This window comes from Pseudomonas sp. Tul2A7 (assembly GCF_054790505.1).
Genome location: NZ_CP186499.1, coordinates 1,583,781 through 1,609,229, shown reverse-complemented (window position 1 = coordinate 1,609,229; position 25,449 = coordinate 1,583,781). Strand labels below are relative to the sequence as shown.

The window sequence follows — 25,449 nt, the reverse complement described above, 5'->3', positions numbered from 1 at the left end:
CAAACGTGTTGCGGTCAGTGCCAGCGGCGGAAAATCAACGAGGTGTTGACGCCACCAAAAGCGAAATTGTTGTTCATCACGTAGTCGTGATGCATCTGGCGGAATTCACCGCGCAGGTAATCGAGTTTGCCGCAGTGCGGATCGACCTCGTCGAGGTTGAACGTGTGCACGTACAGGTCGCGATTCATCATCTCGATGCTGAACCACGACTCCAGCGCGCCGCAGGCGCCGAGGGTGTGGCCGAGGAAACTCTTCTGCGAGCTGATCGGCATGCGTTCACCGAACAAACTGCTGGTTGCCAGTGTTTCGGCAATGTCGCCCTGTTCTGTAGCCGTGCCGTGACCATTTACATAACCGATGGCATCCGGCGTCAGGCCGGCGTCTTCCAGCGCCAGTTCCATTGCACGACGCATGGTCACTTGTTCCGGGCGCGTGGTGTGCTGGCCGTCGGCGTTGCTGCCGAAGCCGACGATCTCGGCGTGGATGTGCGCACCGCGGGCGAGGGCGTGCTCCAGCTCTTCGAGGACCAGCATGCCGCCACCTTCACCGATCACCAGACCATCGCGGCCCTTGTCGTATGGGCGTGGACTGGTCTGTGGCGCATCGTTTTTCAGGCTGGTGGCGTAGAGCGCGTCGAAGACCATGGCTTCGGTCGGGCACAGCTCTTCGGCGCCGCCGGCGAGCATCAGCGGCAGTCGGCCGAACTTGATTGCTTCGTAGGCGTAACCGATGCCCTGACTGCCGCTGGTGCAGGCGCTGGACGTCGGGATCAGCCGCCCGGTCAGGCCAAAGAAGATGCTGATGTTGGCGGCGGTGGTGTGCGGCATCATCCGCACGTAGGAGTTGGCGTTGAGGCCTTCGGCGACCGAGTTGAGCAGCATATTGCCGAACGCTTTGATCTCGTCGGTGCTGCCAGTGGACGAGCCGCACGCGACGCCCATCCGTCCATCCTTGATCGATTCGTCACCGAGCAAACCGGCGTCAGCCAGGGCGTTTTCTGCCGCACGAACCGCCAGCCGCGACACCCGGCCCATGCTGCGCAACTGCTTGCGCGTCCAGTGCGCGGGCACTGCAAAGTCATCGATCGGCCCGGCCAGGCGCGTGTTGAGTTCGCTGAAGCGATCCCACTCGTCCATCCGGCGAATACCGCTGCGGTTGGCCGCGAAATTACCGGCGATGGTTTCCCAGTCGCTGCCCAGCGAGGTGATGCCGGCCATGCCGGTGACGACGACGCGCTTCATCAGCACAAGCCTCCGTTGACCGCCAGGACCTGGCGGGTGATGTACGAGGCTTCCGCCGACATCAGGAAATTCACCGCACTTGCCACCTCTTGCGGGGTGCCCATGCGTTGCGCGGGGATCATTTTCATCAATTCTTCCACCGGCACGTTTTCGTCGAGCATCGCCGTGTCGATCAGGCCCGGCGCGACGCAGTTAACCGTGATTTTGCGCTTGCCCAGTTCGATCGCCAATGCCTTCGCCGCGCCGATCACGCCGGCCTTGGAGGCGCTGTAGTTGACCTGGCCACGGTTGCCGATCAGTCCTGACACCGAGGTGATGCAGACAATGCGACCAGCGGCGCGGCGGCGGATCATCGGCATCATCACTGGGTGCAGAACGTTGTAGAAACCGTCGAGGTTGGTGCGCAACACCACGTCCCAATCGTCGTCAGTCAGAGCTGGGAACGCACCGTCGCGGGTCAGGCCGGCATTCAACACAACACCGTAATAGGCGCCATGGGTTTCGACGTCGGCTTCCAGAATGGTTTTACAGGTTTCGCGATCGGCAACATCGAATTGCAGAATGCGCGCGTTGCGCCCAAGCGCTTCGATTTCCGCCTGAACGCCTTGCGCCTCAGTCACGCCGCTGCGGCAATGCAAGACGATGTCATGTCCGGCCTGCGCCAGACGCAAGGCAATGGCGCGGCCGATGCCACGGCTGGAGCCGGTGACCAGTACGGATTCAGTCATCGTTCGACTCCTGTGTCTGTTGCAGATATTGAGTAACCTGGGGCGGGCGGAACACGTTCAGCCGCGCGCTGGCATGGATGCCGGCGCCGTGGATATGACATTCGAACACGCCCATGCCGTTGTCGTCTTCCAGCGAGCGCAGGCCATGAATGGTCAGCTCGCTGCCGGCGGGAAACGCTTCGACGTTGCACTCGAACTTGCGCGTACCGAGCAGAAAGCCCAGCTCCACTGGATTGCCTTTCTGCCGCGCATGGCAACCGGCAAACGCGGCGACGCTTTGCGCCATCAGCTCAATGCCGACCCAGGCTGGCAGGCTGCCGTCGGGCAGGTTGAACAGGCCATCAGGCTGGACCGTGAGGCGGGTGTAAATCTGCTCATCGTCAAAGCTTGAGATGTTGTCGATCAGAATCATGTCGCCCGCGTGGGGCAGCAATTCGGCGAGCGGCCAATCAGTCATGGGGCGTCTCCGATAATCAGGCTGACGTTGTTGCCGCCGAAGGCAAACGAGTTGCTCATCAGGTAGCGGGGTGCAATGGACGACAGGCGCTCGCTCGCGGTCACCCACTTCAGCGGTGGCAGCGCGGGATCGGCCTGAGCGTCCCAGACGTGCGGCGGCAAGGCGTGAGCGGGGTTGTCGGCGCTCAGGCTCAGCCAGCAGAACGCCGCTTCCAGAGCACCGGCCGCGCCAAGGGTGTGGCCGGTCATCGGTTTGGTCGATGAGCAGGCGACGCCCTCGGGAAACAGTTCGGCGACCGCCAGGCTTTCCATGGCGTCGTTGTGTTGGGTAGCGGTGCCGTGCAGGTTCAGGTAGTTGATCTGCGCTGCTTGCAGGTGCGCGTGGCTCAAGGCTTTCTGCATCGCTTGCAGGGCGCCGCGCCCGGTCGGTTCAGGGGCAGAAATATGATGGGCGTCGGAGCTGGCGCCGGCGCCGAGCAAGGCAATGGCCGGGCCTTTGCCCTGTTGTTTGCTCATGACGAACAGCACCGCCGCTTCACCGATGTTGATGCCGCTGCGGTTGGCCGAGAACGGATTGCAGCGCTTGTCGGATATCGCTTCGAGTGACGAGAAACCGTTGAGGGTCAGTTTGCACAAACTGTCGACGCCGCCGCACAGCACCGCGTCGCACAGCCCCAGATCGAGCAAACGCTGAGCGCTCATCAGTGCCCGGGCGCTGGAGGTGCATGCCGTGGAAATCACATAGGCCGGGCCGCTCAGTTGCAGCCAATCGGCGAGGAAATTGGCCGGGGCGCCGAGTTCCTGTTGCCGATAGTCGTACTCGGCGGGGAACTGCTGCTCACGAATGTAGTGCGCCAGACCCCGGCTGGCCTCGTCGATACCCGAGGTGCTGGTGCCGAGCACCACACCGATGCGCTCGCGGCCGAAGCGCTGGATGGCCTGTTCGATGTCATCGCGAATCTGCAACGCCGCTTCCAGCAGCAGTTGATTGTTGCGGCTGCGCTGATCGGCGAGTTCTGCCGGGATCGGCGCCAGTTCGCCCTGGACGGCAGCGACGGGCAACTCACGCTCCGCCACCCAGCCGGACTCGCGGCGCATGCCCGAGCAGTCGCCGGCGAACAGGTTGCGCGCGACGGCTTGCTTGTCGCGGCCCAGCGCGCAGATCACGCCGAGGGCATTCAGGTAAGCGGTCATGACGTCGGTTCACCCAGCGGAGAAACGCGGTAGTGCGGGCCTTGGGGCAGGTTCAATTGAAAGCTCAACGGTTGTGAATAGTGAATATCCCAGCGCGCAGGCAGGGAGCGTTGCTGACCTTGTTGTTGCGCGGAGGGGTAATTGCGCAGCAGCTCGCCGGACGGGGTCAGAGCGAACAACAGCGCAGCAAACAATTCCCGCGCTTCCGGATTCGGGGGCAGCAGACCATCGGCTTGCCAATGGCCGTCGATCAGTTGCTGACGTGCCTGGGGAATACCCAGCGGATCCATCATCGACCAGCGGATGCCGGGGCCTTCGCGCTGGATCACCAGCAGCCAGTCCTGGCGTTGTTCGGCTTGCTGGCGTTCGATGTGCAGTTGCAGAGGCAGGGGCAGCGTCGGGTTGCTCGCCGGTAGCGGCGCCTGGCTGGCGCAGGCACTTAACAAAAGCATCAAGCCGACCACACAAAGTCGCCACACCGCGGTCACTGTAGGAGTGAGCCTGCTCGCGATAGCCGTCGCACATTCAAAATACAGGTTGGCTGAACCACCGCTATCGCGAGCAGGCTCACTCCCACAGGTTATGTGTCGCATCAACGATCACCTTCAAGCGGTTTACGCGCGACAACGTTCACCAACGTCTCTTCACGCTCACCAAACGGTTTCGGCTTGCGCACCCCAAACCGCTCCAGCAAGCCGAAATCCTTCGACCGGCTCCACCACAGATACGGGTACGAGACATTCTTCTCGGCAAACTCGAAACCCTGCCCGCGAATCATCTGCAGATACTGCGCCGCACTCTTCTGCACATGCATCGGATGGCGGAACAGCCAGCGAATCACCCACGTATCAATGTAAGCCTCTGTGGATTCGGCGAACAGCAGATAGCCACCCGGTTTCAACACGCGATAGAACTCGGCCAGCGCTTTTTCCTGCTCGACCAGATGATGGAACGTCTGGTGACAGAACAGCAGATCAACACTGGCGTCCGCCACATTGAGCGTCGCGCAATCACTACCGATCAGCTCTACATCGAGGCCCAGACGCGTCGCTTCTTCAGCGCTCAACTCCAGGCTATGCGGATCGGCGTCAACACCGATCAAACGCTGTGGCGCGAAGGTCTGGCGCAGATGACCGAACGACTTGCCCTGTCCGCAACCGGCGTCCAGCAACACCGGATGTTCCGGCAGCGCTTCACTGAACAAACCGCGCAAATCGTTGATCGCCACCCGCAACACATGGTGCTGCCAGGTGTGGCTGCGCAGGAACCAGAAACCGAAACGGGTTTCCTCGACGTAGCTGTCGCTCAAGTAATTCATGTGGCGTCCTTTGCACAGAGTTCGGAAATCATCTTCAAGCGGCGGCGGGCTTCGCTGACGAACGGGTTGCGCTCATCCCAGGCGTAGCCGGCGAGGATCGAGCAGATCATCCGACGGATTTCCGCCTGGCTGTCTTCATAGAAAATCACGTCCTGAAAGGTACCGGCGTACCAGCCCTCGACGTAGCAGCGGAAGGTGTCGACGCCGCGCTTGAGTGGCTCGGCGAACTCGCTTTGCCAGTCAACCGTTTCACCCTGCAACTGACGGTGCAGAACGGCAGCGGCCATGCTCGCCGAGCGCATGGCGATGGTCACGCCGGAGGAGAACACCGGGTCGAGAAATTCCGCCGCATTGCCGAGCAGCGCGAAACCCGGCCCGTGCAGGGTTTTCACGTTGGCCGCGTAGCCGCCGAGCGTGCGCGCCGGGGTGTCCCAGACAGCATTGTCGAGTACGCCGGCAAGGCTCGGAGTTTCGGCGATGAAACCGCGCAGGCAGGCATCCAGATCGCTGTCGCGGCCGTTGAAATGCTCTTGCGCTGCGACCACACCCACCGAGCAGCGTCCGTTGCTGAACGGGATCGTCCAGAACCAGATATCGCGATGTTCCGGATGGGTGGTGACGAGAATTTTTTCGCGATCGAATGCCGGGTTGTCGATGTGATCCTCGACGTGGGTGAACACCGCTTGGCGCACCGGAAAATTCGACGGTGCTTCCAGATCCAGCAGTCGCGACAGGACACGGCCGTAGCCGCTGGCATCGAGGACGAAATCCGCTTCGACGCGGTACTCACTGCCGTCCTCGCGGCGTACGTCGAGCAACGGTTTTGTCCGCTCGAAATCGACGCTGACGATGGCATCGCCGTAGCGGATTTCCGCGCCCTGCAACGCCGCTTGATCAGCCAGCAGTTTGTCGAAGTCGGCACGTTGCACCTGGAAGGTGGTCGGTTTGCCGCCGGTAAAGGTGTCACCGAAATCGAAGGCGCTGTAACGCTCGCCCCAGGCGAATGCGGCGCCGGTCTTGCGCTGGAATCCGGCGGCATTGACGGCTTCGAGCATGCCGGCCTCTTCGACGAAATCCAGGCAATGGCTGAGCAGGCTTTCGCCGATGGAAAAGCGCGGAAAGTGCTGGCGCTCGATCACCAGCACATCGTGGCCCTTGCGCTTGAGCAACGCCGCAGCGATGGCGCCGGACGGGCCGGCACCGATGATCACGACCTGACGGGATTCCATTTCAACGATTGGCACGTGAACTCCGGGACAGAGGCTGTTGCAGATTCAAAGGCGCGCGATGCAGGCCGATCAGGGCCGGTAGCAGCGTCGCGATCAGGCCCATCAGCATCAGCGCGAAGTACAGCGCCGGTGTGATCAGCTGTTGTTGCAACAACAAATTGAGAAAGACGATTTCGCTGAGGCCACGAATATTCAGCAGCACACTTTCGCGCCAGCGGCTGGCGCCTTCGAACGAGGCGCCGGCCCAGCCGAGGCCGAGCCAGTTGCCGAGCAGTTTACTGGCAATCGGTAACAGCAATAGCGCCGCCCATTGCAGCGGACCAAGGCTGGAGAGGGCGCTGTGCACGTCGATCTGGACGATGCCGAACGTCAGAATCAGCGGAATCGCCAGCGACGTCTGCAAACGGCTCATCCAGCGCGCCGGCAATGGCAGCACCAATGGCACTTTCAGCGCGGCCATGCACAGCAGATAGCCGATGCCGAAGATCAGCGCGTTGAGTTTGTAATGCTCGGCCATTACCAGAAGCGCGAAGAAACCGAGGCTGTAAGTCAGTGGTCGGCGTACGCCGATGACGCGCAACAACAGCGGCACACAGGCGAGGCCCAGCGGCAACAACAGACTGCTCAGGTGCAGACTGCCTTGAGCGAGCCCGAACAATGTCCAGCAGGTCAGATCAATGAGGATCGCAGTCTGCACCAATCGGCGCGTGGCGGCCGGCGGATAATCGATGTGGCGCAGGTACAGGTACAGCACCGGGATCGCGGTAATCGCGAACACCAGACCGATGGCCAGCGAGTTGAGCCACGGTTGCGTCGGCAGTAGCCAATATGCAGCGGCAAGACCACAGGCGAACGGCACGAGGAAACTCGGCACGGCGATTTTCACGCTCTGGCGATCGAGTTTCAGATCGATCACATCACTGAGGATATGCCCAAGCAGCAGGGCAAAACTCAGGCTGTAGAGGTTTTTCAGCCAGTCCGGCGCGATCAGTTCGGCGCCGCTGAGCTGCCAGCCCGGCTCGATCCAGAAGTACATCAGCAGCGGTAAGCCGAAGCTCGCCAGCAGCAACTGGCTGACGATCGGGATCAGACCGAAGTGGCGGCCGACGCGGGTGGCCACGGCGAACAACGCCAAGGCCAGCAGCCAGAAACCGACGACCATCATGCCGCTGGCTCCGCGACTGTCGCGGTGTGTTCGTGACGTCCGGCCCACGGTGCGAGCATGAAGCTGAAGGCCAGACCGAGGCTCACCGACAGACCGAAATTGCTCACCGCCGGTGTGCTGGAAACCGCCAGCAAACCAAACGACAGCCACGTCGTCACAGCGGCCAGCAAGGTGCCGAGCAGGCTCACCGCCGCACCGCCGACCTGTTCACGCATGAGAATCGCGTAGTCGACGCTGATCGCCGTCACCAGCAGCAGGCCGAACAGGCTGAACAGGGTCAGCGGCTGACCGAGCCAGCCAAGGCTGGCCAGACTGCACAAAGCGGCGAGCAACGGCAGGGCAACGATACGCAGCGCGCCGCCGAGACCGAACGGCAACATCAGCACCAGCACGATCAACGCACAGGAAGCGAGTTTCAGTTCAGCGGCGCTGATCTGCGTCGCGGCGAAAACCTCGTTCAATTCACCGAGACGATCGACCAGCATCACCCCCGGCAAATCCAGCGCCTGCACCCGCAGCAGCGCCGGGTTGTTAAAACCTTGCAGGCTGGTCATCGCCGCCACGCCGTCTTCGCTCGGGCCGAGCCAAAGCATGCGATAAGGCTCGCCAAGTGGGCCAGCCAATGCCGCGTCGATGTCTTCAGCGGGCACGGTCTGCAGCTGTTGCAGTTCGCTTTGCAGGGCGGCGAGCGGTACACCGAGGTCTAGCAGTGGCTGCCAGTATTGCGGCAGTTTGTTCAGCGCCTCGCGCACTTGCTCTTGCTGATTCGGCGGGCTGACCAGTTGATCGAGGGCCAGATAGCCTTGCAGCTTGTCGAGGTTGACCAGTTGCTGCAGACGCTCGCTCAGCGCGGCCTGCCGCTCGAGCAATTGCTGCTGACTGTCGGCGCGTACGAGGAAGAACTGGCTGGTCGGCTGATAGCCGGTGATGCGCGCGATGGCCTGCGCTTCGTCGGTCAGATGTTGCGGTGCGCCGACCCATTGGCGGATGTCATTCTTGCTTTGCAGCTGCACCAGACCGCCCACACAAAAGGCGATCAGCAGCGCCAGCAACACCGGCGTGCGTACGCGATCGAGGAGTTTCTCGCGCAGGTTGACCATGCGCTCGGCCAGTTGCAGCGGCCATTGCGCGGGGCGCAGTTCGACGTTTTTCAGCAGCGCCGGCAACAGGCACACCGCCGACAGATAAGCACCGAGCAGGCCGGCGGCAGAGAACACGGCGATTTGCGTCAGCGCCGGGAACGGCGTCCACGCCAGCGCCAGATAACCGATGGCGCTGGTGATCAGGCTCAGGGTCAGTCCGGACAAGGTCAGGCGCAAGGCTGGCCAACTGCGCCAGGGCTTCAGGCTCCAGCTCTTCGACAAATAGTGCAGCGGGTAATCCACGGCCACGCCGATCAGGCTGGAACCGAGCACCAGCGTCATCACATGCATATGGCCGAACAGCGCCACACAGGCCACCGCGCCGAACAGCATGCCGACCAACACCGGCACAAACGCCAGCAACACGCGCCAGCGGCGGAAAGCGAGCAACAGCAGCAACAGAATGCCGACGGTGGCGCCGCCGCCGACCCAGGTCATTTCGCGAGTGGCTTGCTGCTGACCATTGGCCGCGTACAGCAAGCCGCTGGCGGCTAGCAGTTGCACGTCCGATTTCGCGGCCTGCTCGCGGCTGCTTTGCAGCAGTGCCGCGACTTGCAGCGGCAGGTTCATATCGAAAGCATTGCCGGTGGTGCGTGCGCGCAGCAGCACCCAGCTCTTGCCGTCGGCGTCGGCGACTAATGCGCCGCTGCCGATATCCAGTTGTACCGAACCGTGTTGCGGTTGACTGTTCTGGATGCGCCCGGTCAGGCCCAGCCAATCGTCCTGACTCGGCACCAGACTGAAACCGCTGAACGGGTCGAACAGGGCCTGTACGCGTTGCTGAATGAATGCGTCGGGGTGTTCGATCAGCAATTGCCGGTCGTCCGCCGAAAGCATCGCCAGCCGCCCTTGCAGCAGTTGCGTGCGCAGGGCTGGCAGGTCTGCTTGCAGGTTCCACTGCACCTTTTCGAACAATCCGCTGGCCTGCCATTGCTCGCCGAGGGTCTGCGCCATGGTGACCGCTTGCTGACGATCGGCATGGCCGACCAGCACCAGCATTTCTCGGTTGAGCGGCTCCTGCATCCGCTGTTCGGCGCGCAGTTCAAGGGCGTCAGGATTGGTGCCCGGCACCAGCTCCATCAAGTTTGCCGACAGCGGCGCACCGTCGCGCCATTGCCAACCGGCCAGCGCGACGACCGCCAGCAGCAGGATCAGAAACAGCCAGGGCAGCCTGCGTTCACTCGGCAAAGTCATGTTGCTCCGCGTCGCTCAACGGTTGCCCGGCGGTGCTGTCCTGCATGCGCAGCACGGTGCTGTCGCCTTGGGTTTCCAGCAGTTCGATGGTCTGCACCAGCGCGCCGCCGTCGATGTTGATCTGGTTGAACACTTGCTTGAGCAGCAGCGAGCGCGGGGTCAGGGTGAGTTTCCACTGCTGTGCGTCGCCACTCAGCGCCAGTTCGAAGTCGCGTTGCAGGCCACTGCTGTCACCTTGCAGTACGGCGAGGAACAAGCGGTTCTGTTCAGCTCCTGCGCTCTTGTTCGGCAGCAACTGCCAGCCGTTGCCATCACGCCGGGCGATGCCTTTGGCGCTGATGCGGTAATCCTGTTTCAGCGGCGTTTTCAGCAGCCAGAGCAGGCCGTGATTTTTCGCCAGAACGAAGCTGCCCTTGCTGATCAGCGGCTGCGGCAGGGCGCGCAGGTGTTTTTCCTGAATGAACTGGCCGTGGATCACGTCCGGTTTCGCCAGTTGTTCGCTGAGCTGTTGCAGGTCGAAGGCGTTGGCCAGCGACGACACGGCCAGCAGCGCCACTGCGCCAAGGCTTTTGAATAACAGGTTCATCGCAGCATCCTTTCCACGGCATCGGTGAAGACTTTCGGTGAGGCCAACTGCATCTCGCGACTGCTCACTTCAACGGCGACCTGCACCGAGCTGGCGCGGGTCAGGCGCTCGCCGCTGTGCAGGTCGGTGATCAGATAATTGATCTTCAGCCGGTTTTCCCACTCGACCAGACTGGCGCGCACATTCAGACGCTGACCGAACACCGCGCCACGCACATAGCGCAGTTGCAGATCGATGATCGGCCATGCGTAGCCGGACTCGAGCATCTGCGTGTAGTTGTGGCCGATCTTGTCCAGCAGCGCGCAACGCGCCACTTCCAGATACTTGACGTAATGGCCGTGCCAGACGACGTGCATGGTATCGACGTCGAAAAACGGCACGAGGATTTCGGTGTCGGCGTGAAGCACTCCGGCGCTACGCATGCAGCCTCCAGTGTTGCGCAGCGATGCGTTGCAGGCACAGGCGCAATTCGCCTTCCAAGGCGCGGTCTTCGATGACCGGTGGGAAGTCCTTGGCCAGTTCTGCGTGCATCGCCGCCAGCGATGGCGGCAACGGTCGGGCGTCTTCGGCCCGGGCGCGCAGCCACACGCCTTGGTTGGCGGCGAGCAGGGTGGCGGCGGCGACCTGTTCGGTCAGCTCCAGCACACGGATCGCATCGCGGGCGGCGATGGTGCCCATGCTCACTTTGTCCTGGTTGTGGCACTCGGTGGAGCGCGAGAACACGCTGGCCGGCATGGTGTTTTTCAGCGCTTCGGCGGTCCACGCGCTGGTGCCGATCTGCACGGCTTTGAAGCCGTGATTGATCATCGCGCGATCCGCCGGCGCGCCGGAGAGATTGCTCGGCAGACCGTGGTTGTAACGCTCGTCGACCAACAAGGCGAGTTGCCGATCGAGCAGGTCAGCAACGTTGGCCACCAGGTTTTTCAGGCTGTCCATGGCGAACGCAATATGCCCGCCGTAGAAGTGCCCGCCGTGCAAAACGCGCTCGGCTTCGGCGTCGATGATCGGGTTGTCGTTGGCGCTGTTCAGCTCGGTTTCGATGAACGAACGCAGCCAGTTCAGGCTGTCGGCCAACACGCCGAGGACATGCGGGGCGCAACGCAGCGAATAGCGATCCTGCAATCGATGCAGCGGCGCGGTCGGTGCGTCGATCGCCAGATCCTTGCGCAGCCATGCGGCGACCTGCATTTGCCCCGGATGCGGTTTGGCGGCGAACAGGCGCTCGTCGAAGTGCTCCGGGTTGCCTTGCAGCGCGACCACGTTGAGCGCGGTGATGCGCGTGGCCAGTTGCAGCAGATAGTCGGCACGGGCGAAGGCGAGGCAGGCGAGGCCGGTCATCACTGCGGTGCCGTTCATCAGCGCCAGCGCTTCTTTCGGGCGCAGTACCAGCGGTGCCCAGCCGAGTTCGCGATGCACGTCGGCCGCCTGACGGCGTTCGCCACGGAACATCACTTCACGCTCGCCGGACAAGGTCGCGGCGACGTAAGACAGCGGCGTCAGATCACCGCTGGCACCGACCGAGCCTTCTTCGGGAATCAGCGGCAGAATGTCGTATTCGAGAAACGCGTGCAGACGTTCGAGAAGCTCTACGCGCACACCGGAAACGCCATGGCACAACGACTGCAAACGCGCCGCCAGCACCGCGCGAGTGGCTTGTGCATCGAGCAGTTTGCCCAGCCCGCAGCCGTGGAAGGTGTAGAGATGACGCGGCAGCGCCTCGACGTGATGCAACGGCACCGCAACCACGCAGGAGTCGCCGTAACCGGTGGTCACGCCGTAGATCACGCCTTCCTTGTCCAGCAGCGAATCGAGGAACCGCGCGCCTTTGGCGATGCGCTCGCGATAGTCGGCGTCGCTTTGCAATTGCACGGGCGCCTGACGGTTGGCCAGGGCCAGCACGTCTTCGATGCGCAATTGGCGTTCGCCGAAGGTTACCGGCTCATGGGTTGGCGTCGTCATCGGTCTTCCAGAAAGGGTAAAAGTTGAACCATTGTTGCGGCGCTTCGAGGCAATAGTGACTCAGGCGCTGCGCATAGCGGGTGGCCCACTGATGAATGACCTGCTCGCGCTCGCTGCGCTTCCACACCACGGCATCGGCAAAGGGTTCGAGGGTCAGGCGATAGTGGCCGTCCGGCTGCTTGAGGCACATCAACAGGTTGACCGGGCATTTGAGCAGGCCGGCGAGCAGCCACGGGCCTTGCGGGAATGGCGCCGGGTGGCCGAGAAAGTCCACGGTGACACTGCGCCCGCCATGCAGCGGCACGCGGTCACCGGCAATCGCCAGCCACTCGCCGCGCTCCAGCCGTTCGTGCAGTTGCAGCATGATCACCGGGTCGAGTTCGCTGACCTGAATCAGACGCAGATTGGTCGCTCCGGCTTCACCGAGCAGGCGATTGAATTGTTCGGCGTGCTTGGTGTGCACCAGCACATTCATGGTGACCTTTTCGCCGATCTCCGCCAATGCGCGGCAGACTTCGAGATTGCCCAGGTGAGCGCCGACCAGCAGTTGTCCGCGACTGCCGCGCAACTGATTGCGCAGCAGCGCCGGGTCGATGATTTCGATTTGTTCGATACGCAGCTTGCCGTTCCATACATCGAGCTTGTCGAGCATCGAATCGGCGAAGGCCATGAACTGGCCGAACACCCGCCAATGCGTCGGGCGCAACGCGTCGCGCTGGCTCCATGCGGCTAGGCGTTGCTGGTATTGCCAGGCACTGCGCCGTGCGGTGCGGCCGAACAGGAAAAAGTACAGGACGATGCCGTACAGCAACGGGCTGAGCAGGCGTCGCCCGAGGACCTTGGCGGCGAACGCGGTGAATTTCATCAGCAGGAAACTGCCGCGTTCTTCGCGGTCGGCCCAGTGCTTCTTGTCGGTCTCGCTGGTCATGCTCGCCACCGCCGCCAGAGGATCAGCGGGAAGCGCAGCAACATGCCAAGAAACAGCCGTGTGTGCATGCCGGAAATCAGCGCGTTGTCGTGGAACAAGCGGAAGTGCGACACACCGTCCAGCGGGTAGTGCACGCTGGTTTGCAGCCAGCGCATCGGCTGATTGCGCCACGACAGGCGCACGAGGATGTCCGAGTCGAAATCCATGCGTTTGCCGACTTTCGCCGAGTCAATCACTGCCAGCGTCGGCGCCAACGGATAGACACGAAAGCCGCACATCGAATCGCGGATCTGCAGCGACAGCGTGTTGATCCAGACCATCACGTGAGTCAGATAGCGCGCGTACAAACGGCCTTTCGGCACGCTCTCGTCGAACAGCGGATAACCGCAGATCATCGCCTCGGGATGGGCGCGGGATTCCTCGACGAAACGGGCGACGTCGTGCAAATCGTGCTGACCGTCGGCATCGACCTGCAGCGCATGGGTGAAGCCCAGCAGCGCGGCCTCGCGCAGGCCAGTCATCACCGCGCCGCCCTTGCCTTGGTTGGCGGTGAGGCGTACCAGATGCACGTTGTCGCGTTCCGCCAAACCGTCGAGCACCTTGGCGCAGGACTGGGTGCTGGCGTCATCCACCAGAATGCACGGCAGATTTTGCGCGAGCAGAGCATCGACCACAGTACCGATGGCAGTTTCGTGGTTATAAACCGGGATCACTGCACAAGGATTATGCATATCGGTGATCCCTGTAGGAGTGAGCCTGCTCGCGATTGAGTGCGCAGCACTCACCAAGGTCAATCATGCTCTACACCCAAAAGAATCCGCCCACTGGAGCAGGTCGCCGTGTCATTGCGATAGGCAAAATACAACTTGCGCCGCTCCGGGTCGAAACGCAGGTGCAACTGGATTTCATCACCGGGCCGCACCAGTTGCTGGAACTTCAGCACTTCCATGCCGGCAAACGGGCCGGTCAGGTTGAGCAGTTGGCGACCGAGGTTCAGTGCCCATTCCACCTGCACCACACCGGGCAATACTGGAGCTTTGGGAAAGTGACCACTGAAATAAGCCAGATCCGGCGGCACGCTCAGTTGCAGACTCCATTCACCCTCGGTCTCGACCTGCGACAGCACTTCCGGCGCTTTCGCTCGCGGCGCCATCAGCAGCGTTTCGATATCGGCCTGCGGCAGCTTGCCTTGGCTGTTCAACGGCAATTGCCGCACCAGTCGCCAACGGCGGGGCAGCGCCAGGGCTTCGCAGTGCTGGCGCAAATGCTGGCGCAGGGTTTCGGTCAGGTTGCGACGGCCGTGTTCACGCAAGGCGAACAGGCCGTCCTCGCTAAGCACCAGCAACGCACCGAGAGAAGCACGGTTTTCCTGGACCACGCCCAAGCGCGCTTCGGCGACCCAGTCGTGGGTCACCAATGCTTGTTCGAGCATGGGCAGAGAAATGCGTTTTTCTTCGAGTTTGACGATCCGGTCCAGCCGCCCCAACAGTTCGAAACGACCATCGGCGGCGATGCGCGCTGCATCAGCGGTGTGCTCGACGTGTCCGGCAGGCAGGTAAGGTGAAGCGATCAGTAGAGCGCCGTCGTTATCCTGGCTCAGTTGGACACCGGCGAACGGTTGCCACAGTTGTTCGCCCTGACGCCAGGCGATGCCGCCGGTTTCCGAGCTGCCGAGGATTTCCGTCGGCCATTGTTGCAAGCGTTGTTGCAGACTCTGCGCCGCTTCGAGCGGTAACGCGCCACCGGAGGAAAACACCCGGCGCACGGCGCTCAGGGCTGGCCAGTCGAGGTTGTCGCCCATGCGTTTGAGCAACGCCGGGCTGGCGACCCAGGCGAACGCCGGATATTCGCGGCTGGCACGCTGCAAGTCTTCGGGAAACGCCAGTTGCTCGCGCAAGAACGGGCGCCCGGCGCACAGAGGCCAGAGGACGCGAAAGAGCAAACCGTAAATATGTTGGGTGGCGACGCTGCCGATGATGCATGCCTCACCGAGGTCCGCGCCCCATAGTTGCTCCAGCGCCTCGACCTCGTTGGCCAGTTGGCGCAGAGTCTTGTCGATGCGCTTGGGCTCGCCGCTGGAGCCGGACGTGCACAGGCTCAGACGGCACTGGTCGAGATCTAGTTCGGCGCCGGGCAACGGCGGATGTTTAAAGTCGCTCAGTTGCGCGTCATCGGCCTGATCCGTCAGCCACAGGTCGACTTCGCCCGACCAGCGCTGGCGGGTTTGCGCTTGCAGATCAGACGGCAGCAGAACACTGACGCCTGCACGCCATGCGCCCAGCAATGCGATGGCCAGTTCGGCGGCATCTTCCAGGTGCACGGCCATGCGCTTCACGCCCTGAACTTGCAGGCCGGCGGCAACGCTCAACGCCTGCTCGCACAGTTGCGCGTGTTCGAGGGCCGGTGCGTGGCTGATGGCCCGCGCCGGCACAGCCTTGAGCAGCAACTGCTCAAGTTTTATCCAGTTCATGTACGGCCTCTTACCCGTTGTCGTATCAGCCATTCAATGGCAAACATCAGGCCGATCAATCCATAGGAGATCAGGCCGGTGTACAACATCCACCAATTCAGCGGCGCCCACAGGGTCAGGAGGGCGGCGCACAAACCGTTGCAGAAGAAAAACACGCTCCAGGCCACCGTGACCTTGCGCGTATAGCGAATCGCGATGTCCGGTAGTTCTGGTTCACGCAAGCGCGCCAGGCGCTCGACCATCGGCGGGCCGTATTTCAGGCTCAGGCTGAACAGCACCAACATGAAGCCGCTGATCAGCACCGGGTACCAGCGCAGCAACAGCGGACTGTCGAAAAACGCCAGCAACAGGCAAAAGGTGATCGCCACACAAGCCATCCACAGACTGCCGGGCTTGCGTTCACCGGTCAGCGCTCGCGCCAGCCACAGGCTGCCCAACAGCAGGCCGAACTGCCACGGGGCAAAGTGCTCCATGCCGAAATACACCGCAAAGGGGTACAGCAGACCGGCCAGCAGCAGGCCGAGGCCGATCAGTCGGCTCATGCGGCCGGTTGAACCAGACGGTAGACCGCCTCGACCACGTCGCCAACGGTGCGCACCGATTTGAATTCTTCGGCGGCAATTTTCTTGCCGGTCTGGCGCTTGATGTGATCGATCAGATCGACCGCGTCGATGCTGTCGATTTCCAGATCCTGGTACAGATTGGATTCCAGGCTGACACGGGCCGGATCCAGTTCGAACAGCTCGACCAAGGCATCGCGCAGGGTGTTGAAAATATCGTCACGAGTTTGCATGGTCCGGTCTCAAGCTGCCTGTTTTGCCGTGACGAACGCCGCAAGGCTCGCCACGTTGGTGAAATGGTTACGGGTGTCTTTGGCGTCGGCGTCGATCTTGATGCCGTATTTTTTCTGGATCGCCAGACCCAGTTCCAGCGCGTCGACGGAATCCAGACCCAGGCCTTCGCCGAACAGCGTCTGCTCGTCGCCAATGTCGTCGACACTGATGTCTTCGAGGCCGAGGGCGTCGATGATCAGCAGTTTGATGTCACGATTCAGATCGCTCATCTTCGGCGAGCTCCTTAATAAAGTAGGTGTGCAAATAATCGTTGAGCTTGCGCGAGGCTTGCGGGGCTGGCCCCTGCGCGGCGAAAGTCTGTGGGTCTATATCGGCGCCGACGCGAAAACTGAAGTGCACGCGGCGATTGGGGATCCGATACCAAGGCTCGGCTTTGGTCAGCGTGGTCGGGCTGACCTTGATGATCACCGGTGTGAGGATTTTCGCACCGCGCAGGGCAATCGCCGCAGCGCCCCGATGAAAGGCCGGCGCCTGACCGGGCTGGGTGCGCGTGCCTTCGGGGAAGATGATCAGGGTCTGGCCGTTTTGCAGGGATTGGGCGGCGGCATCGAGCATGTCCATGCTGCCGTCGTTGCTGATGTATTCGGTGCTGCGCAACGGGCCACGGGTGAAGGGGTTTTCCCACAGGCTTTTCTTCACCACGCAATTGGCCTGGCGCACCAGACCGATCAGGAACACCACATCGATCAACGACGGGTGATTGGCGATGATCATCTGCCCGGGGCGGCCAAGACGTTCAGCCCCTTGAATGTCATAGGTCAGCACGCCGGTACGGGCCATGAACCGGACGAAAAACCAGAACAGCCGACTGACGGTCTGCCGCGCGCGCTGCCGATGTTTCAGCGCATCACCCGGCAGGCATCCGAGCAGCGGAAACACCAGCACACGCAGGCACAGTCCGCCCAGCCCGAACAGGGCGAAGCTTGCAGCGGTGGCCAGCAAGCGCCAGTAATAGGCGTCGCGGTTTTTCTCGGTCACGGGTTGCGTTGCCAGGTCCATACGCGATTTTTCCAGGCATGTTGGCAATGGGGTTGCTGGCCGAGCAGGGTTCGCAGCAAGTTGAGCGCGTGCGGCCAGTGCGCTTTTGACCGTGTTTCTGTGGTGCTGTTCAGGGTCAGCCGCCAGTCGGTACCGGGGGTGAGCAAAAGGCCGAGTGCGTACGGAAACGGCACGTCGTCGATCCACGCCGAATACGCTTCGGGCGGTTGTTCTTCGGTGATCACCAGCAACACCGCCGGGGCGCCTTCATTGAGCAGGGCTGCGGCTTCGAGCATGCCGTGTTCGAGGCCGTCGCCGGCAGCGGCGAGGGCAGTCATTTCGCTGGTCTCGCCGCGCATGATCGACCACAGGCCGATAATCGCGTTGTGTACCGACAAACTGAACTGCGTCGGCGACAGCGGCTGTTCGTTGGCCAGATCGGTGAGGATCTCGTAGGTGCGTGGTGTTTCGCCGTGACGCGATACGAACACCAGCGGCAGATTCTCCCGTCCGTCGGCCAGGGGCCAGCCAACGCTGAACGCCATGCGTGCCAGTCGGCTGAGACGGCGGCGTTGCATGGCCGGCAAAAACGACACATCGGGCGCGGCATCGCTGCTCTGGAGTACGACCGGTTGTCGGCTCCAAGCCTGCCAGGCGTCCACGCTGTCGAGCCCGGGAGCCCACGCGCGCCATTGGGCGATGTTGAAGTTGATCACGGACATTCATCCCGCCCCTGCGGGCTTTCGTTGACGCGTTTAGTGGCCAAAGCCGCAGCAGACTTGACGTGGCGCTTGGCGCCGGGTGGCGCGCATTATCCCGGTGCGACGAGTGTGTAGCAAATGCTGGTTACATTTTGTGCAATGAAATGTACCGAATGGTTCGCAAGAAAACTGTCACTTGGCCATTATCCAGATCGTGAGCGGCTTGTCTGTCAGGAATCTCGGCGATCAATGGCGGCGATTGCCCTATCTGTCCGCGGATATTTGCACCTGACTTTGTAGTCCGTGTCCGTCAAGGTAGCGAAGCGAGGTCGAGCGCATCTACACTCGGTCATTCTTTGATACACGGAGGTTTGGTCATGCGGCGCGTGGTGTTCAATCAGAAAGGTGGCGTAGGCAAGTCCAGCATTGCCTGCAATCTGGCGGCGGTCAGCGCCAGCGAGGGTTATCGCACGCTGTTGGTCGATCTCGATGCCCAGGCCAACTCCACTCAGTATCTGACCGGGCTCACCGGCGACGACATTCCGATGGGTATTGCCGACTTCTTCAAGCAGACCCTGTCTTCGGGGCCGTTCTCGAAGAAGAATCAGGCGGATATCTACGAAACGCCGTTCGACAACCTGCACATCATCACCGCGACGGCCGAGCTGGCTGATTTGCAGCCCAAGCTCGAGGCCAAGCACAAGATCAACAAGTTGCGTAAGTTGCTGGATGAGTTGTCCGAGGATTACGACCGGATTTACCTCGATACGCCGCCGGCACTGAATTTCTACGCGGTATCGGCGTTGATTGCCGCTGATCGTGTGCTGATTCCTTTTGATTGCGACAGCTTTTCCCGTCAGGCCCTGTACGGCCTGATCGCGGAAATCGAAGAGCTGAAGGACGACCATAACGAAGGTCTGGAAGTCGAAGGCATCGTGGTCAATCAGTTTCAGGCCCGGGCGAGCCTGCCGCAGCAGATTCTTGACGAGTTGATTGCCGAGGGTTTGCCGGTATTGCCGGTGTACCTGACCAGTTCGGTGCGCATGCGTGAATCGCACCAGGCCAGCATGCCGCTGATCCACCTCGACCCGCGACACAAGCTGACCCAGCAGTTCGTCGAGTTGCACAATCTGCTCGAAGATCACTGATTCCCTGAGCTTCGCAGATCCCCTGTAGGAGTGAGCCTGCTCGCGATAGCGCCCTTTCAGTCACTCAAGTGTTGGCTGAAAGGGCGCTATCGCGAGCAGGCTCACTCCTACAATTGGATTTGTGTTGGCTCAGATCCCCTGGCTGCGCAGCCACGCCATCAGCTGCGGCAGCGGAAACGCACCACTCTGCCGTGCCACTTCCTTGCCGTTCTTGAACAGAATCAAACTCGGAATCGAGCGAATCCCCAACTGCGCCGACAACTGCTGATTCGCCTCGCTGTCGAGTTTGGCCAAGCGGCACTTGCCGGCCAGCTGCGCCGCCGCCTGCTCGAACACCGGCGCAAACGACTTGCACGGCCCGCACCACTCCGCCCAGACATCCACCAGCAACGGCAAATCGCCCTTGATCTGGCTGGCGTAATCGCCTTGCTTGAGTTCGAACGGTTTGCTCAGCAACACGGCGGATTTGCAGCGGCCGCATTTGGGCTGATCCGCAAGGCGCTCGGCGGGGATGCGGTTGAGGCCGTTGCAGGAGGGGCAGGGGATGAGGAGTGGTTCGGACATGATGGGTTCTCAGGCAGGACGTCTATGAGACTGATCTGGAGGCAAAGTCACGATTATCAAGGAATTGATCTGTAGGTCGTTACCTTCCTCAGTTGAGGAAAGGGCCTACGCACGTCTGCGCGGAGGCTGACTATCTGTATTTTATCTAATCGGTCATCTTGTGCAGAACTGAGCGAAATACCTTCCTATGACCGCCAAGACCGTTAAACGCCTTCCACTCTCGGAGCTTTTGAAGGGCTCTGAATATCTAAAAACCTTAAATGCCCGGACGAGTTGTTCGCTCACCGGGGACTCTGTTGGCTTTGAAAGTGTTTGCCTTGATTCCGGTGCGGACCAAGGTCCGGGTCTCTTTACTCGTTTTCTGCAGTTGCCAGAAAACGAAGACGACTACGATGCCTTGGTGTTGGCGGTCGACGAACTGCTGGAAATTACCGGCGATGACGAGTCTCATCCGTTAATGAGCTTGGTGGATATCATTGGTGACTGGATTGAAGAATGGGATCAAACGCATCACCCGGTCCCAAAACCTCCGGGTTTTGAAGTATTGGGATATCTGATGTGTGAGCATGGTTTGACCCAGAGCGACTTGCCTGGAGTGGGCACTCAGTCAGTCGTCTCTGAGATCCTGAGCGGCAAGCGGCAACTAAACCTGCGACAGGTTCGATGGTTGGCTGAGTACTTCAAGCTGCCTGTAGACGTGTTTATCTAGGCCGCCTCAGGAAGAACAACTGATCTCCAAATGCTTGCCCCACTCCGGCGGCCGCTCGGCATAACCGTTCATCCCTGGCTGCTCGTCAAATGGTTTGCTCAGCACCGCGTGCAGCCGGCGTACTTCTGAGTAATCCCCTTGCTCTGCCGCATCGATAGCCTTTTGCGCCAGGTAATTGCGCAGGATGTATAGCGGATTGACCGCATGCATGCGGGTGCGGCGCTGTTCCTGATCAGCATCGCCATCGCGGGCAACCCGGGCGACGTAGCGTTCGCCCCAGGCGTCGAAACCCTTGATGTCGACGAAGTCATCACGCAACCGGGCGACGGCCTGTTCGGCCGACTCTTCACCGAGTCGGCGGAAGAACAGCGTGTAGTCGACGCCACTGTTCTGCATCAGTTGCAGCAGGTTTTCCAGCAGCGTTTGGTCGTCATCTTCAGCTGTGGTGAAGCCTAATCGGCGGCGCATCAGGTCGAGGTAATGGGCCTGAAACAATGGCAAATACAAGCCGAGAGTTTCGCGCAGGGCTTCGACGCTGATGAACGGCGTCAGTGCCTGAGCCAATGCACTGAGGTTCCATTGGCCAACCGGCACCTGATTGCTGAACGAGTAGCGCCCCTGATCGTCCGAGTGATTGCAGATGAAGTTGGCGTCGAAATCATCGAGGAAGGCGAACGGGCCGAAGTCGAAGGTGATGCCGAGGATCGACATGTTGTCGGTGTTCATTACGCCGTGACAGAAGCCATAGGCCTGCCACTTGGCGATCAGTTCGGCGTTGCGCTCGACGATCTCGCGGAACATCGCCAGATACGGTTCCGGTTGCTCCAGGCACTCAGGGAAATGCATCGCCAGCACGTGCTCGCCGAGCTGCTTCTGCTGCTCGGGGCGTTTGGTGTAGTAGAAATATTCGAAGTGGCCGAAGCGGATATGGCTTGGCGCCAGACGGAGGACCATCGCTGCGCGTTCCTGCTTTTCGCGCCAGACCGGGGTGTCGGAACCGATCACGCACGCCGCGCGCGACGAAGGAATGTTCAGCGCGTATAGCGCCTCGGAAGCAAGGAACTCGCGGATCGACGAACGCAGCACCGCACGGCCATCGCCCATGCGCGAAAACGGCGTCTGCCCGGCACCCTTCAAGTGCAGGTCCCAATGCTCGCCGGCCGCGTTGTACACCTCGCCGAGCAGCAAGCCACGACCGTCACCCAATTGCGGCGTGTAGCCGCCGAACTGATGCCCGGAATAGACCATTGCCCGCGGTTCGGCATCGGCCCACAGCTTGTGGCCGCCGAACAGTTCGGCAAATTCTTCGGTTTCGGCGGTCGCCGGCTCGAGATCCAGCAGGGCCAGGGCCGCCGGGCTCGCTACGACCAGACGCGGGTTGTCGATCGGCTCGGGCAGCACGTGGGCGGAGAACGCGTCGCCCAGGCGGGCGAAGCGATTGTCGAAGGTCAGTTCGTCGAGGGCTTTCAAGGGCCGGCTCCAGCAGAATGTCCGAGCATTCTGCTGGGATTAGACCGGTTAGTCGAGTTTGGCCGGCGGCGGCTCTTGCAGTGGTTTCTGATCGTCGGCGATCGGCACGATGGTTTTGGTTTCCGGCTCGATCGGCACCATCTTGTATTCCTGACCGTGAAGGTTCTTCAGGTAGACCTCCATCTGGCGGAACGAGATGTTGATGTGCTGCTTCTTGAACTCGCGGTTGATAAAGCGGTTGACCTCATCCAGCACCGGGTTGCGGTCACCGAGGTCGCGCACGTGCATGCGCAACTCGTGGTCGAGGGTGCTTTCGCCGAAGTTGAGGAAGTACACGTGCGGCTCGGGTTCCTTGAGCACGCGCGGGTTCTCGCGGGCAGCCTTGAGCAGCAGTTCCTTGACCAGATCCAGATCCGAGCCGTAATCGACACCGAGCTTCAGCGTCACGCGGGTGATGGTGTCGGTCAGCGACCAGTTGATCAATTGCCCGGTAATAAACGTCTTGTTCGGGACAATGATGTCCTTGCGGTCAAAGTCGGTGATGGTCGTGGCGCGGATGCGGATCTTGCTCACCGTGCCCGACAGGTTGCCGATGGTGATGGTGTCACCGATCCGCACCGGTCGTTCGAACAGAATCATGATGCCGGAGATGAAGTTCGCAAAGATCTCCTGCATACCGAAACCGAGGCCGACCGACAGCGCCGCCACCAGCCATTGCAACTTGTCCCAGCTGACGCCGAGGGTCGATAGGGTCGAGACGAAACCGACCCCGGCGATCACGTAGGACAGCAACGTCGTGGTCGCATAAGCGCTGCCCTGGGCCAGATTAAGCTTGGACAGCACAAACACTTCCAGCAGGCCGGGCAAGTTGCGCGCCAGGGCGAAGGTGATGCCGATGATGATCAGTGCGCCGAGCATGTCGCCGATGCTGATCGGCACCATGCTCATGTTGGCGCCGGTGCCGCTGGTGTATTCGTAGAGGGTGATGTTGTCGAGGTACGAGAACACCGAAATCAGGTCCGACCAGACCCAGTACAGCGCGGCAATGAAACCGCCGAGCAGGGCCAGACGGATCAGGCGCAGGGACTGTTCGTTGACCTTCTCGATGTCCAGGGTCGGCTCTTCGATCACCGCTTCGCCGTCGCCGGCTTCTTTCGCCGCCTGACGTTTGGCCAGGGCACGCTGGTAAGCCAGACGTCGAGCGGCAACGCTCAGACCACGGACGAATGTTGCTTCGATGACCAGCCAGAACATCAGCAGGTACAGGGTGTTGATCAGACGGTCGCTGAGTTTCAGCGCGGTGTAGTAGTAGCCGAAACATACCGCGACAAAAAGCGCGATCGGCAGCAGGGTGAACATCACGCCGACGGCCTTGCGGAACAGCGAGGCATTTTCGTGGGCCGGGCTGCTGATCAGCAGGCGACTGAGCAGCCATGCCATCAACGCGTAGCAGGTCAGCACCACTGGCATGCCGAGGACGTCGTCGGCGAGCGCCGCCGGTTGTAATTCGGCGACCGCCACCACGGCCACCAGCGCCATGACCACCAGCCCGAGCCGGCGTACCCAGCCCTGAAGGAATTCGACCTGGGGTTTTTCCCAGCGGAAGTGCAATTCGGCCACACCGCCGGGCGCGAGGATTCGATAGGCGGTGTAGAACACCAGCCATGCCTGCCCCATCTGCAGGAGCGCTGCGCCCATGTTGGCGTTCTGGCCGCGCGCGTCAATCTGCAAGGCCAGCCCGCACAAGGCGAGGCCCAGCGCCACCGGCATCGCCAGCAGAATATTGATCAGAATGGCCTGCGGTGTGTGCCACTGGCTGTCGCGCTTGAAATGGCCGATGTCCTGGTGAACCTTGTTCAGGCGACCGTAGAGACTTTTGCGGCGCCACAGCAGTGCGCCGATCAGCAATGCCAGAGGCAGAAACAGCAAGGGGCGCTGGGTCAGGCCGTCGGTCAGCTCGCTCAGGCTGGAGGCCCACGGCAGTGTATCGACCTGGCGTTTCAGCCGCTCCGGTACACCCCGCATCCACTCCAGATCCAGCGGCTTGTTGCTGGGAATCCAGAACATTTGCTCATCGAGGGTCGCACGCAGGCTCTGCGCGGTGCTCAGCAGTTGTTTCTGGTTGAGTTGCAGGGTGATCGATTCGTTGAGCATCGAGCTCAGTTCGCGGTTCAGGCGCTCCAGCAGATCGACGCGGGTGTTGGCCAGATCCAGCAGGCTTTTGCGCAACTGCGGGGTGACTTGTTCCGGCGGCTGAGTGGCCAGCAGGGTGTCGACATAGGACGCCGGATTGCTCAACAGTTCACGCTGCTGGCTGACGTCGAACTGATACAGGCGAATGTCGGCGATCTGATCCGCCAGATCACGATCGACCTTGAGTCGTGGCAGAGCTTGCTTCTGTTTGTAGAGAATCTTCGACAGCAGCAGGCTGCCCTTGAGCACGTTGATCTGCTCATCGAGGGCGGCATCGCTCTGGGTCAGGGTGTCGAGTTGCTGCTTGGTCTGCAGGTTCTGCTGGGTGACTTCGTTGAGGCGGTCGGTGCTTTTGAGCAGATAGTCCGAAAGCTTGAGGTTGGCTGAACTCTCAGTGGCGAGCAAGCTGCTGCTGCCGGCCTTCTGCGCTTCGATCGACTGCTGGGTCACGGTTTCCTGCGACTGCGCCAGACGCTTCTGATTGATCAGGGTTTGCAGTTCCTGGATCTCGCGGTCGAGGCGGTCGGATTTCTCCGAGAGCAGGTCATGCTGGGCGTTGCCCAGATCCTGCAACTGGCTGTTGCCGGCCAACTCCTGGCGGCGCAAAGGGATCAGCGCGTTCAGCGCTGCCAGTTCCGCGTTCAACTGATCACGTTGCTCGCTGCTGACGGTCTTGCCAGCGTCCTTGCCGGACTTGAGGATGTTGTTGATCTGCTGGATGCGCGTCTGGCTGGCGGAAATTTCCGCCTGGGCGCGCTCGGGACGGGTCTGGGCAGTGATGATCAGGCTGTTGGCGTCGGCCAGCGCTTTTTGCAGATCACTTTGCTGGGTCGAGCGATCCGTCAGGATCTGCTCCAGCTGCTGGATCGACTCCTTGGGAAAACGCTGCGCCACCGGCACTATCGCCGTGGCCTTGAGGCGCGTCAGTTCGCGAGTGTTTTCGATCGTCTGCTTCGGCGCCGTGGCCAGCTGCTGTTTGAGGTCGATCAGCTTTTGCGCGTAATCACGCTGGTTGTTCAGCTGAGTCAGCGTGCTCTGCAGGGTGGTTTGCAGGGCCTTTTTATCGGCATCCGGCAGTTTGCTGTCGGCCAGTTTGTCGAGGCTGGCCTGCACGGCGTCGCTGGACGGTGGTTCGGCGGCGTACAGCGGGCCGACAGTAAGACTCAGACCCAGCAGGGCCGCGGCGAAAAAGGAGCGCAGGGTAGGCATAGAGACCGGTCAA

25 protein-coding genes are annotated in these 25,449 nt (G+C 61.4%); 2 read left to right on the top strand and 23 right to left on the bottom strand.

The features are described 5' to 3' along the window. Nucleotides 1–14 precede the first annotated feature (14 nt). From ACOYXJ_RS07225 to ACOYXJ_RS07130, 20 genes are read right to left on the bottom strand one after another with little or no spacing between them, the layout of a single operon-like run. A complete protein-coding gene (locus tag ACOYXJ_RS07225; RefSeq protein WP_016983866.1) occupies nt 15–1,241 on the bottom strand; it encodes a beta-ketoacyl-ACP synthase in 1,227 nt (408 codons plus the stop codon). Continuing rightward, nucleotides 1,241–1,969 carry a 3-ketoacyl-ACP reductase FabG2 gene (locus ACOYXJ_RS07220; RefSeq protein WP_460368687.1) on the bottom strand — a complete coding sequence of 243 codons (729 nt, stop codon included), beginning with the start codon at nt 1,967–1,969 and terminating at the stop codon, nt 1,241–1,243. The genes ACOYXJ_RS07225 and ACOYXJ_RS07220 overlap by 1 nt, the downstream gene beginning before the upstream one ends. Then, nucleotides 1,962–2,426, bottom strand: coding sequence for a hotdog family protein (locus tag ACOYXJ_RS07215; RefSeq protein ID WP_150794126.1), 465 nt, complete (start codon nt 2,424–2,426; stop codon nt 1,962–1,964). The genes ACOYXJ_RS07220 and ACOYXJ_RS07215 overlap by 8 nt, the downstream gene beginning before the upstream one ends. After that, complete coding sequence (locus ACOYXJ_RS07210; RefSeq protein WP_460368685.1) at nt 2,423–3,619, bottom strand: beta-ketoacyl-[acyl-carrier-protein] synthase family protein; 1,197 nt, start codon at nt 3,617–3,619, stop codon at nt 2,423–2,425. Before ACOYXJ_RS07210 ends, ACOYXJ_RS07215 begins: the two co-directional genes overlap by 4 nt. Beyond that, nucleotides 3,616–4,212: a hypothetical protein gene (locus tag ACOYXJ_RS07205; protein ID WP_460368683.1), complete on the bottom strand. Its 597-nt coding sequence runs from the start codon at nt 4,210–4,212 to the stop codon at nt 3,616–3,618. Before ACOYXJ_RS07205 ends, ACOYXJ_RS07210 begins: the two co-directional genes overlap by 4 nt. Further along, complete coding sequence (locus ACOYXJ_RS07200; RefSeq protein ID WP_460368681.1) at nt 4,212–4,937, bottom strand: class I SAM-dependent methyltransferase; 726 nt, start codon at nt 4,935–4,937, stop codon at nt 4,212–4,214. Before ACOYXJ_RS07200 ends, ACOYXJ_RS07205 begins: the two co-directional genes overlap by 1 nt. Next, nucleotides 4,934–6,181: an NAD(P)/FAD-dependent oxidoreductase gene (locus ACOYXJ_RS07195; RefSeq protein ID WP_460368679.1), complete on the bottom strand. Its 1,248-nt coding sequence runs from the start codon at nt 6,179–6,181 to the stop codon at nt 4,934–4,936. The genes ACOYXJ_RS07200 and ACOYXJ_RS07195 overlap by 4 nt, the downstream gene beginning before the upstream one ends. Beyond that, nucleotides 6,168–7,331 (bottom strand): cation:proton antiporter, encoded by a 1,164-nt coding sequence (locus ACOYXJ_RS07190; RefSeq protein WP_460368677.1) that lies wholly within the window; start codon nt 7,329–7,331, stop codon nt 6,168–6,170. Before ACOYXJ_RS07190 ends, ACOYXJ_RS07195 begins: the two co-directional genes overlap by 14 nt. Beyond that, nucleotides 7,328–9,667: an MMPL family transporter gene (locus tag ACOYXJ_RS07185; RefSeq protein WP_460368675.1), complete on the bottom strand. Its 2,340-nt coding sequence runs from the start codon at nt 9,665–9,667 to the stop codon at nt 7,328–7,330. The genes ACOYXJ_RS07190 and ACOYXJ_RS07185 overlap by 4 nt, the downstream gene beginning before the upstream one ends. Then, entirely contained in the window at nt 9,651–10,253 is a 603-nt protein-coding gene (locus tag ACOYXJ_RS07180; RefSeq protein ID WP_460368673.1) for an outer membrane lipoprotein carrier protein LolA, read from the bottom strand. The genes ACOYXJ_RS07185 and ACOYXJ_RS07180 overlap by 17 nt, the downstream gene beginning before the upstream one ends. Then, the gene (locus tag ACOYXJ_RS07175; RefSeq protein ID WP_150794118.1) at nt 10,250–10,675 is read right to left on the bottom strand and encodes an acyl-CoA thioesterase; all 426 of its coding nucleotides are present in this window, start codon (nt 10,673–10,675) and stop codon (nt 10,250–10,252) included. The genes ACOYXJ_RS07180 and ACOYXJ_RS07175 overlap by 4 nt, the downstream gene beginning before the upstream one ends. Further along, complete coding sequence (locus tag ACOYXJ_RS07170) at nt 10,668–12,212, bottom strand: HAL/PAL/TAL family ammonia-lyase (RefSeq protein WP_460368671.1); 1,545 nt, start codon at nt 12,210–12,212, stop codon at nt 10,668–10,670. The genes ACOYXJ_RS07175 and ACOYXJ_RS07170 overlap by 8 nt, the downstream gene beginning before the upstream one ends. Then, complete coding sequence (locus tag ACOYXJ_RS07165) at nt 12,193–13,140, bottom strand: LpxL/LpxP family acyltransferase (RefSeq protein WP_150794116.1); 948 nt, start codon at nt 13,138–13,140, stop codon at nt 12,193–12,195. Before ACOYXJ_RS07165 ends, ACOYXJ_RS07170 begins: the two co-directional genes overlap by 20 nt. Next, a complete protein-coding gene (locus tag ACOYXJ_RS07160) occupies nt 13,137–13,871 on the bottom strand; it encodes a glycosyltransferase family 2 protein (RefSeq protein WP_460368668.1) in 735 nt (244 codons plus the stop codon). The genes ACOYXJ_RS07165 and ACOYXJ_RS07160 overlap by 4 nt, the downstream gene beginning before the upstream one ends. 59 nt (nt 13,872–13,930) lie before the next feature. Further along, nucleotides 13,931–15,610 (bottom strand): AMP-binding protein, encoded by a 1,680-nt coding sequence (locus tag ACOYXJ_RS07155; protein ID WP_460368666.1) that lies wholly within the window; start codon nt 15,608–15,610, stop codon nt 13,931–13,933. After that, a complete protein-coding gene (locus ACOYXJ_RS07150; RefSeq protein WP_460368664.1) occupies nt 15,607–16,152 on the bottom strand; it encodes a COG4648 family protein in 546 nt (181 codons plus the stop codon). The genes ACOYXJ_RS07155 and ACOYXJ_RS07150 overlap by 4 nt, the downstream gene beginning before the upstream one ends. Beyond that, nucleotides 16,149–16,403: an acyl carrier protein gene (locus tag ACOYXJ_RS07145; RefSeq protein WP_007909503.1), complete on the bottom strand. Its 255-nt coding sequence runs from the start codon at nt 16,401–16,403 to the stop codon at nt 16,149–16,151. Before ACOYXJ_RS07145 ends, ACOYXJ_RS07150 begins: the two co-directional genes overlap by 4 nt. A 9-nt stretch (nt 16,404–16,412) precedes the next feature. Next, nucleotides 16,413–16,673 (bottom strand): phosphopantetheine-binding protein, encoded by a 261-nt coding sequence (locus ACOYXJ_RS07140; protein ID WP_016983882.1) that lies wholly within the window; start codon nt 16,671–16,673, stop codon nt 16,413–16,415. Beyond that, the gene (locus ACOYXJ_RS07135; RefSeq protein WP_150728904.1) at nt 16,654–17,463 is read right to left on the bottom strand and encodes a lysophospholipid acyltransferase family protein; all 810 of its coding nucleotides are present in this window, start codon (nt 17,461–17,463) and stop codon (nt 16,654–16,656) included. The genes ACOYXJ_RS07140 and ACOYXJ_RS07135 overlap by 20 nt, the downstream gene beginning before the upstream one ends. Then, on the bottom strand, nt 17,439–18,164 hold the full coding sequence (locus tag ACOYXJ_RS07130) for a beta-ketoacyl synthase chain length factor (RefSeq protein ID WP_095120696.1): 726 nt from the start codon (nt 18,162–18,164) through the stop codon (nt 17,439–17,441). Before ACOYXJ_RS07130 ends, ACOYXJ_RS07135 begins: the two co-directional genes overlap by 25 nt. Nucleotides 18,165–18,520: 356 nt before the next feature. Here ACOYXJ_RS07130 and ACOYXJ_RS07125 point away from each other — a divergent pair, with 356 nt between their 5' ends. Beyond that, the gene (locus tag ACOYXJ_RS07125; RefSeq protein ID WP_034152927.1) at nt 18,521–19,291 is read left to right on the top strand and encodes a ParA family protein; all 771 of its coding nucleotides are present in this window, start codon (nt 18,521–18,523) and stop codon (nt 19,289–19,291) included. A gap of 129 nt (nt 19,292–19,420) precedes the next feature. Here ACOYXJ_RS07125 and trxC read toward each other — a convergent pair whose 3' ends face one another. Then, the gene (gene trxC / locus ACOYXJ_RS07120) at nt 19,421–19,855 is read right to left on the bottom strand and encodes a thioredoxin TrxC (RefSeq protein WP_122593890.1); all 435 of its coding nucleotides are present in this window, start codon (nt 19,853–19,855) and stop codon (nt 19,421–19,423) included. A gap of 361 nt (nt 19,856–20,216) precedes the next feature. Here trxC and ACOYXJ_RS07115 point away from each other — a divergent pair, with 361 nt between their 5' ends. Next, entirely contained in the window at nt 20,217–20,564 is a 348-nt protein-coding gene (locus ACOYXJ_RS07115; RefSeq protein ID WP_460373096.1) for a helix-turn-helix domain-containing protein, read from the top strand. A 6-nt stretch (nt 20,565–20,570) separates the two neighbouring features. Here ACOYXJ_RS07115 and selO read toward each other — a convergent pair whose 3' ends face one another. Next, nucleotides 20,571–22,034 carry a protein adenylyltransferase SelO gene (selO, locus tag ACOYXJ_RS07110; RefSeq protein ID WP_460368659.1) on the bottom strand — a complete coding sequence of 488 codons (1,464 nt, stop codon included), beginning with the start codon at nt 22,032–22,034 and terminating at the stop codon, nt 20,571–20,573. A gap of 48 nt (nt 22,035–22,082) precedes the next feature. Beyond that, complete coding sequence (gene mscK / locus ACOYXJ_RS07105; RefSeq protein ID WP_460368657.1) at nt 22,083–25,436, bottom strand: mechanosensitive channel MscK; 3,354 nt, start codon at nt 25,434–25,436, stop codon at nt 22,083–22,085. Between the last annotated feature and the right edge of the window lie 13 nt (nt 25,437–25,449).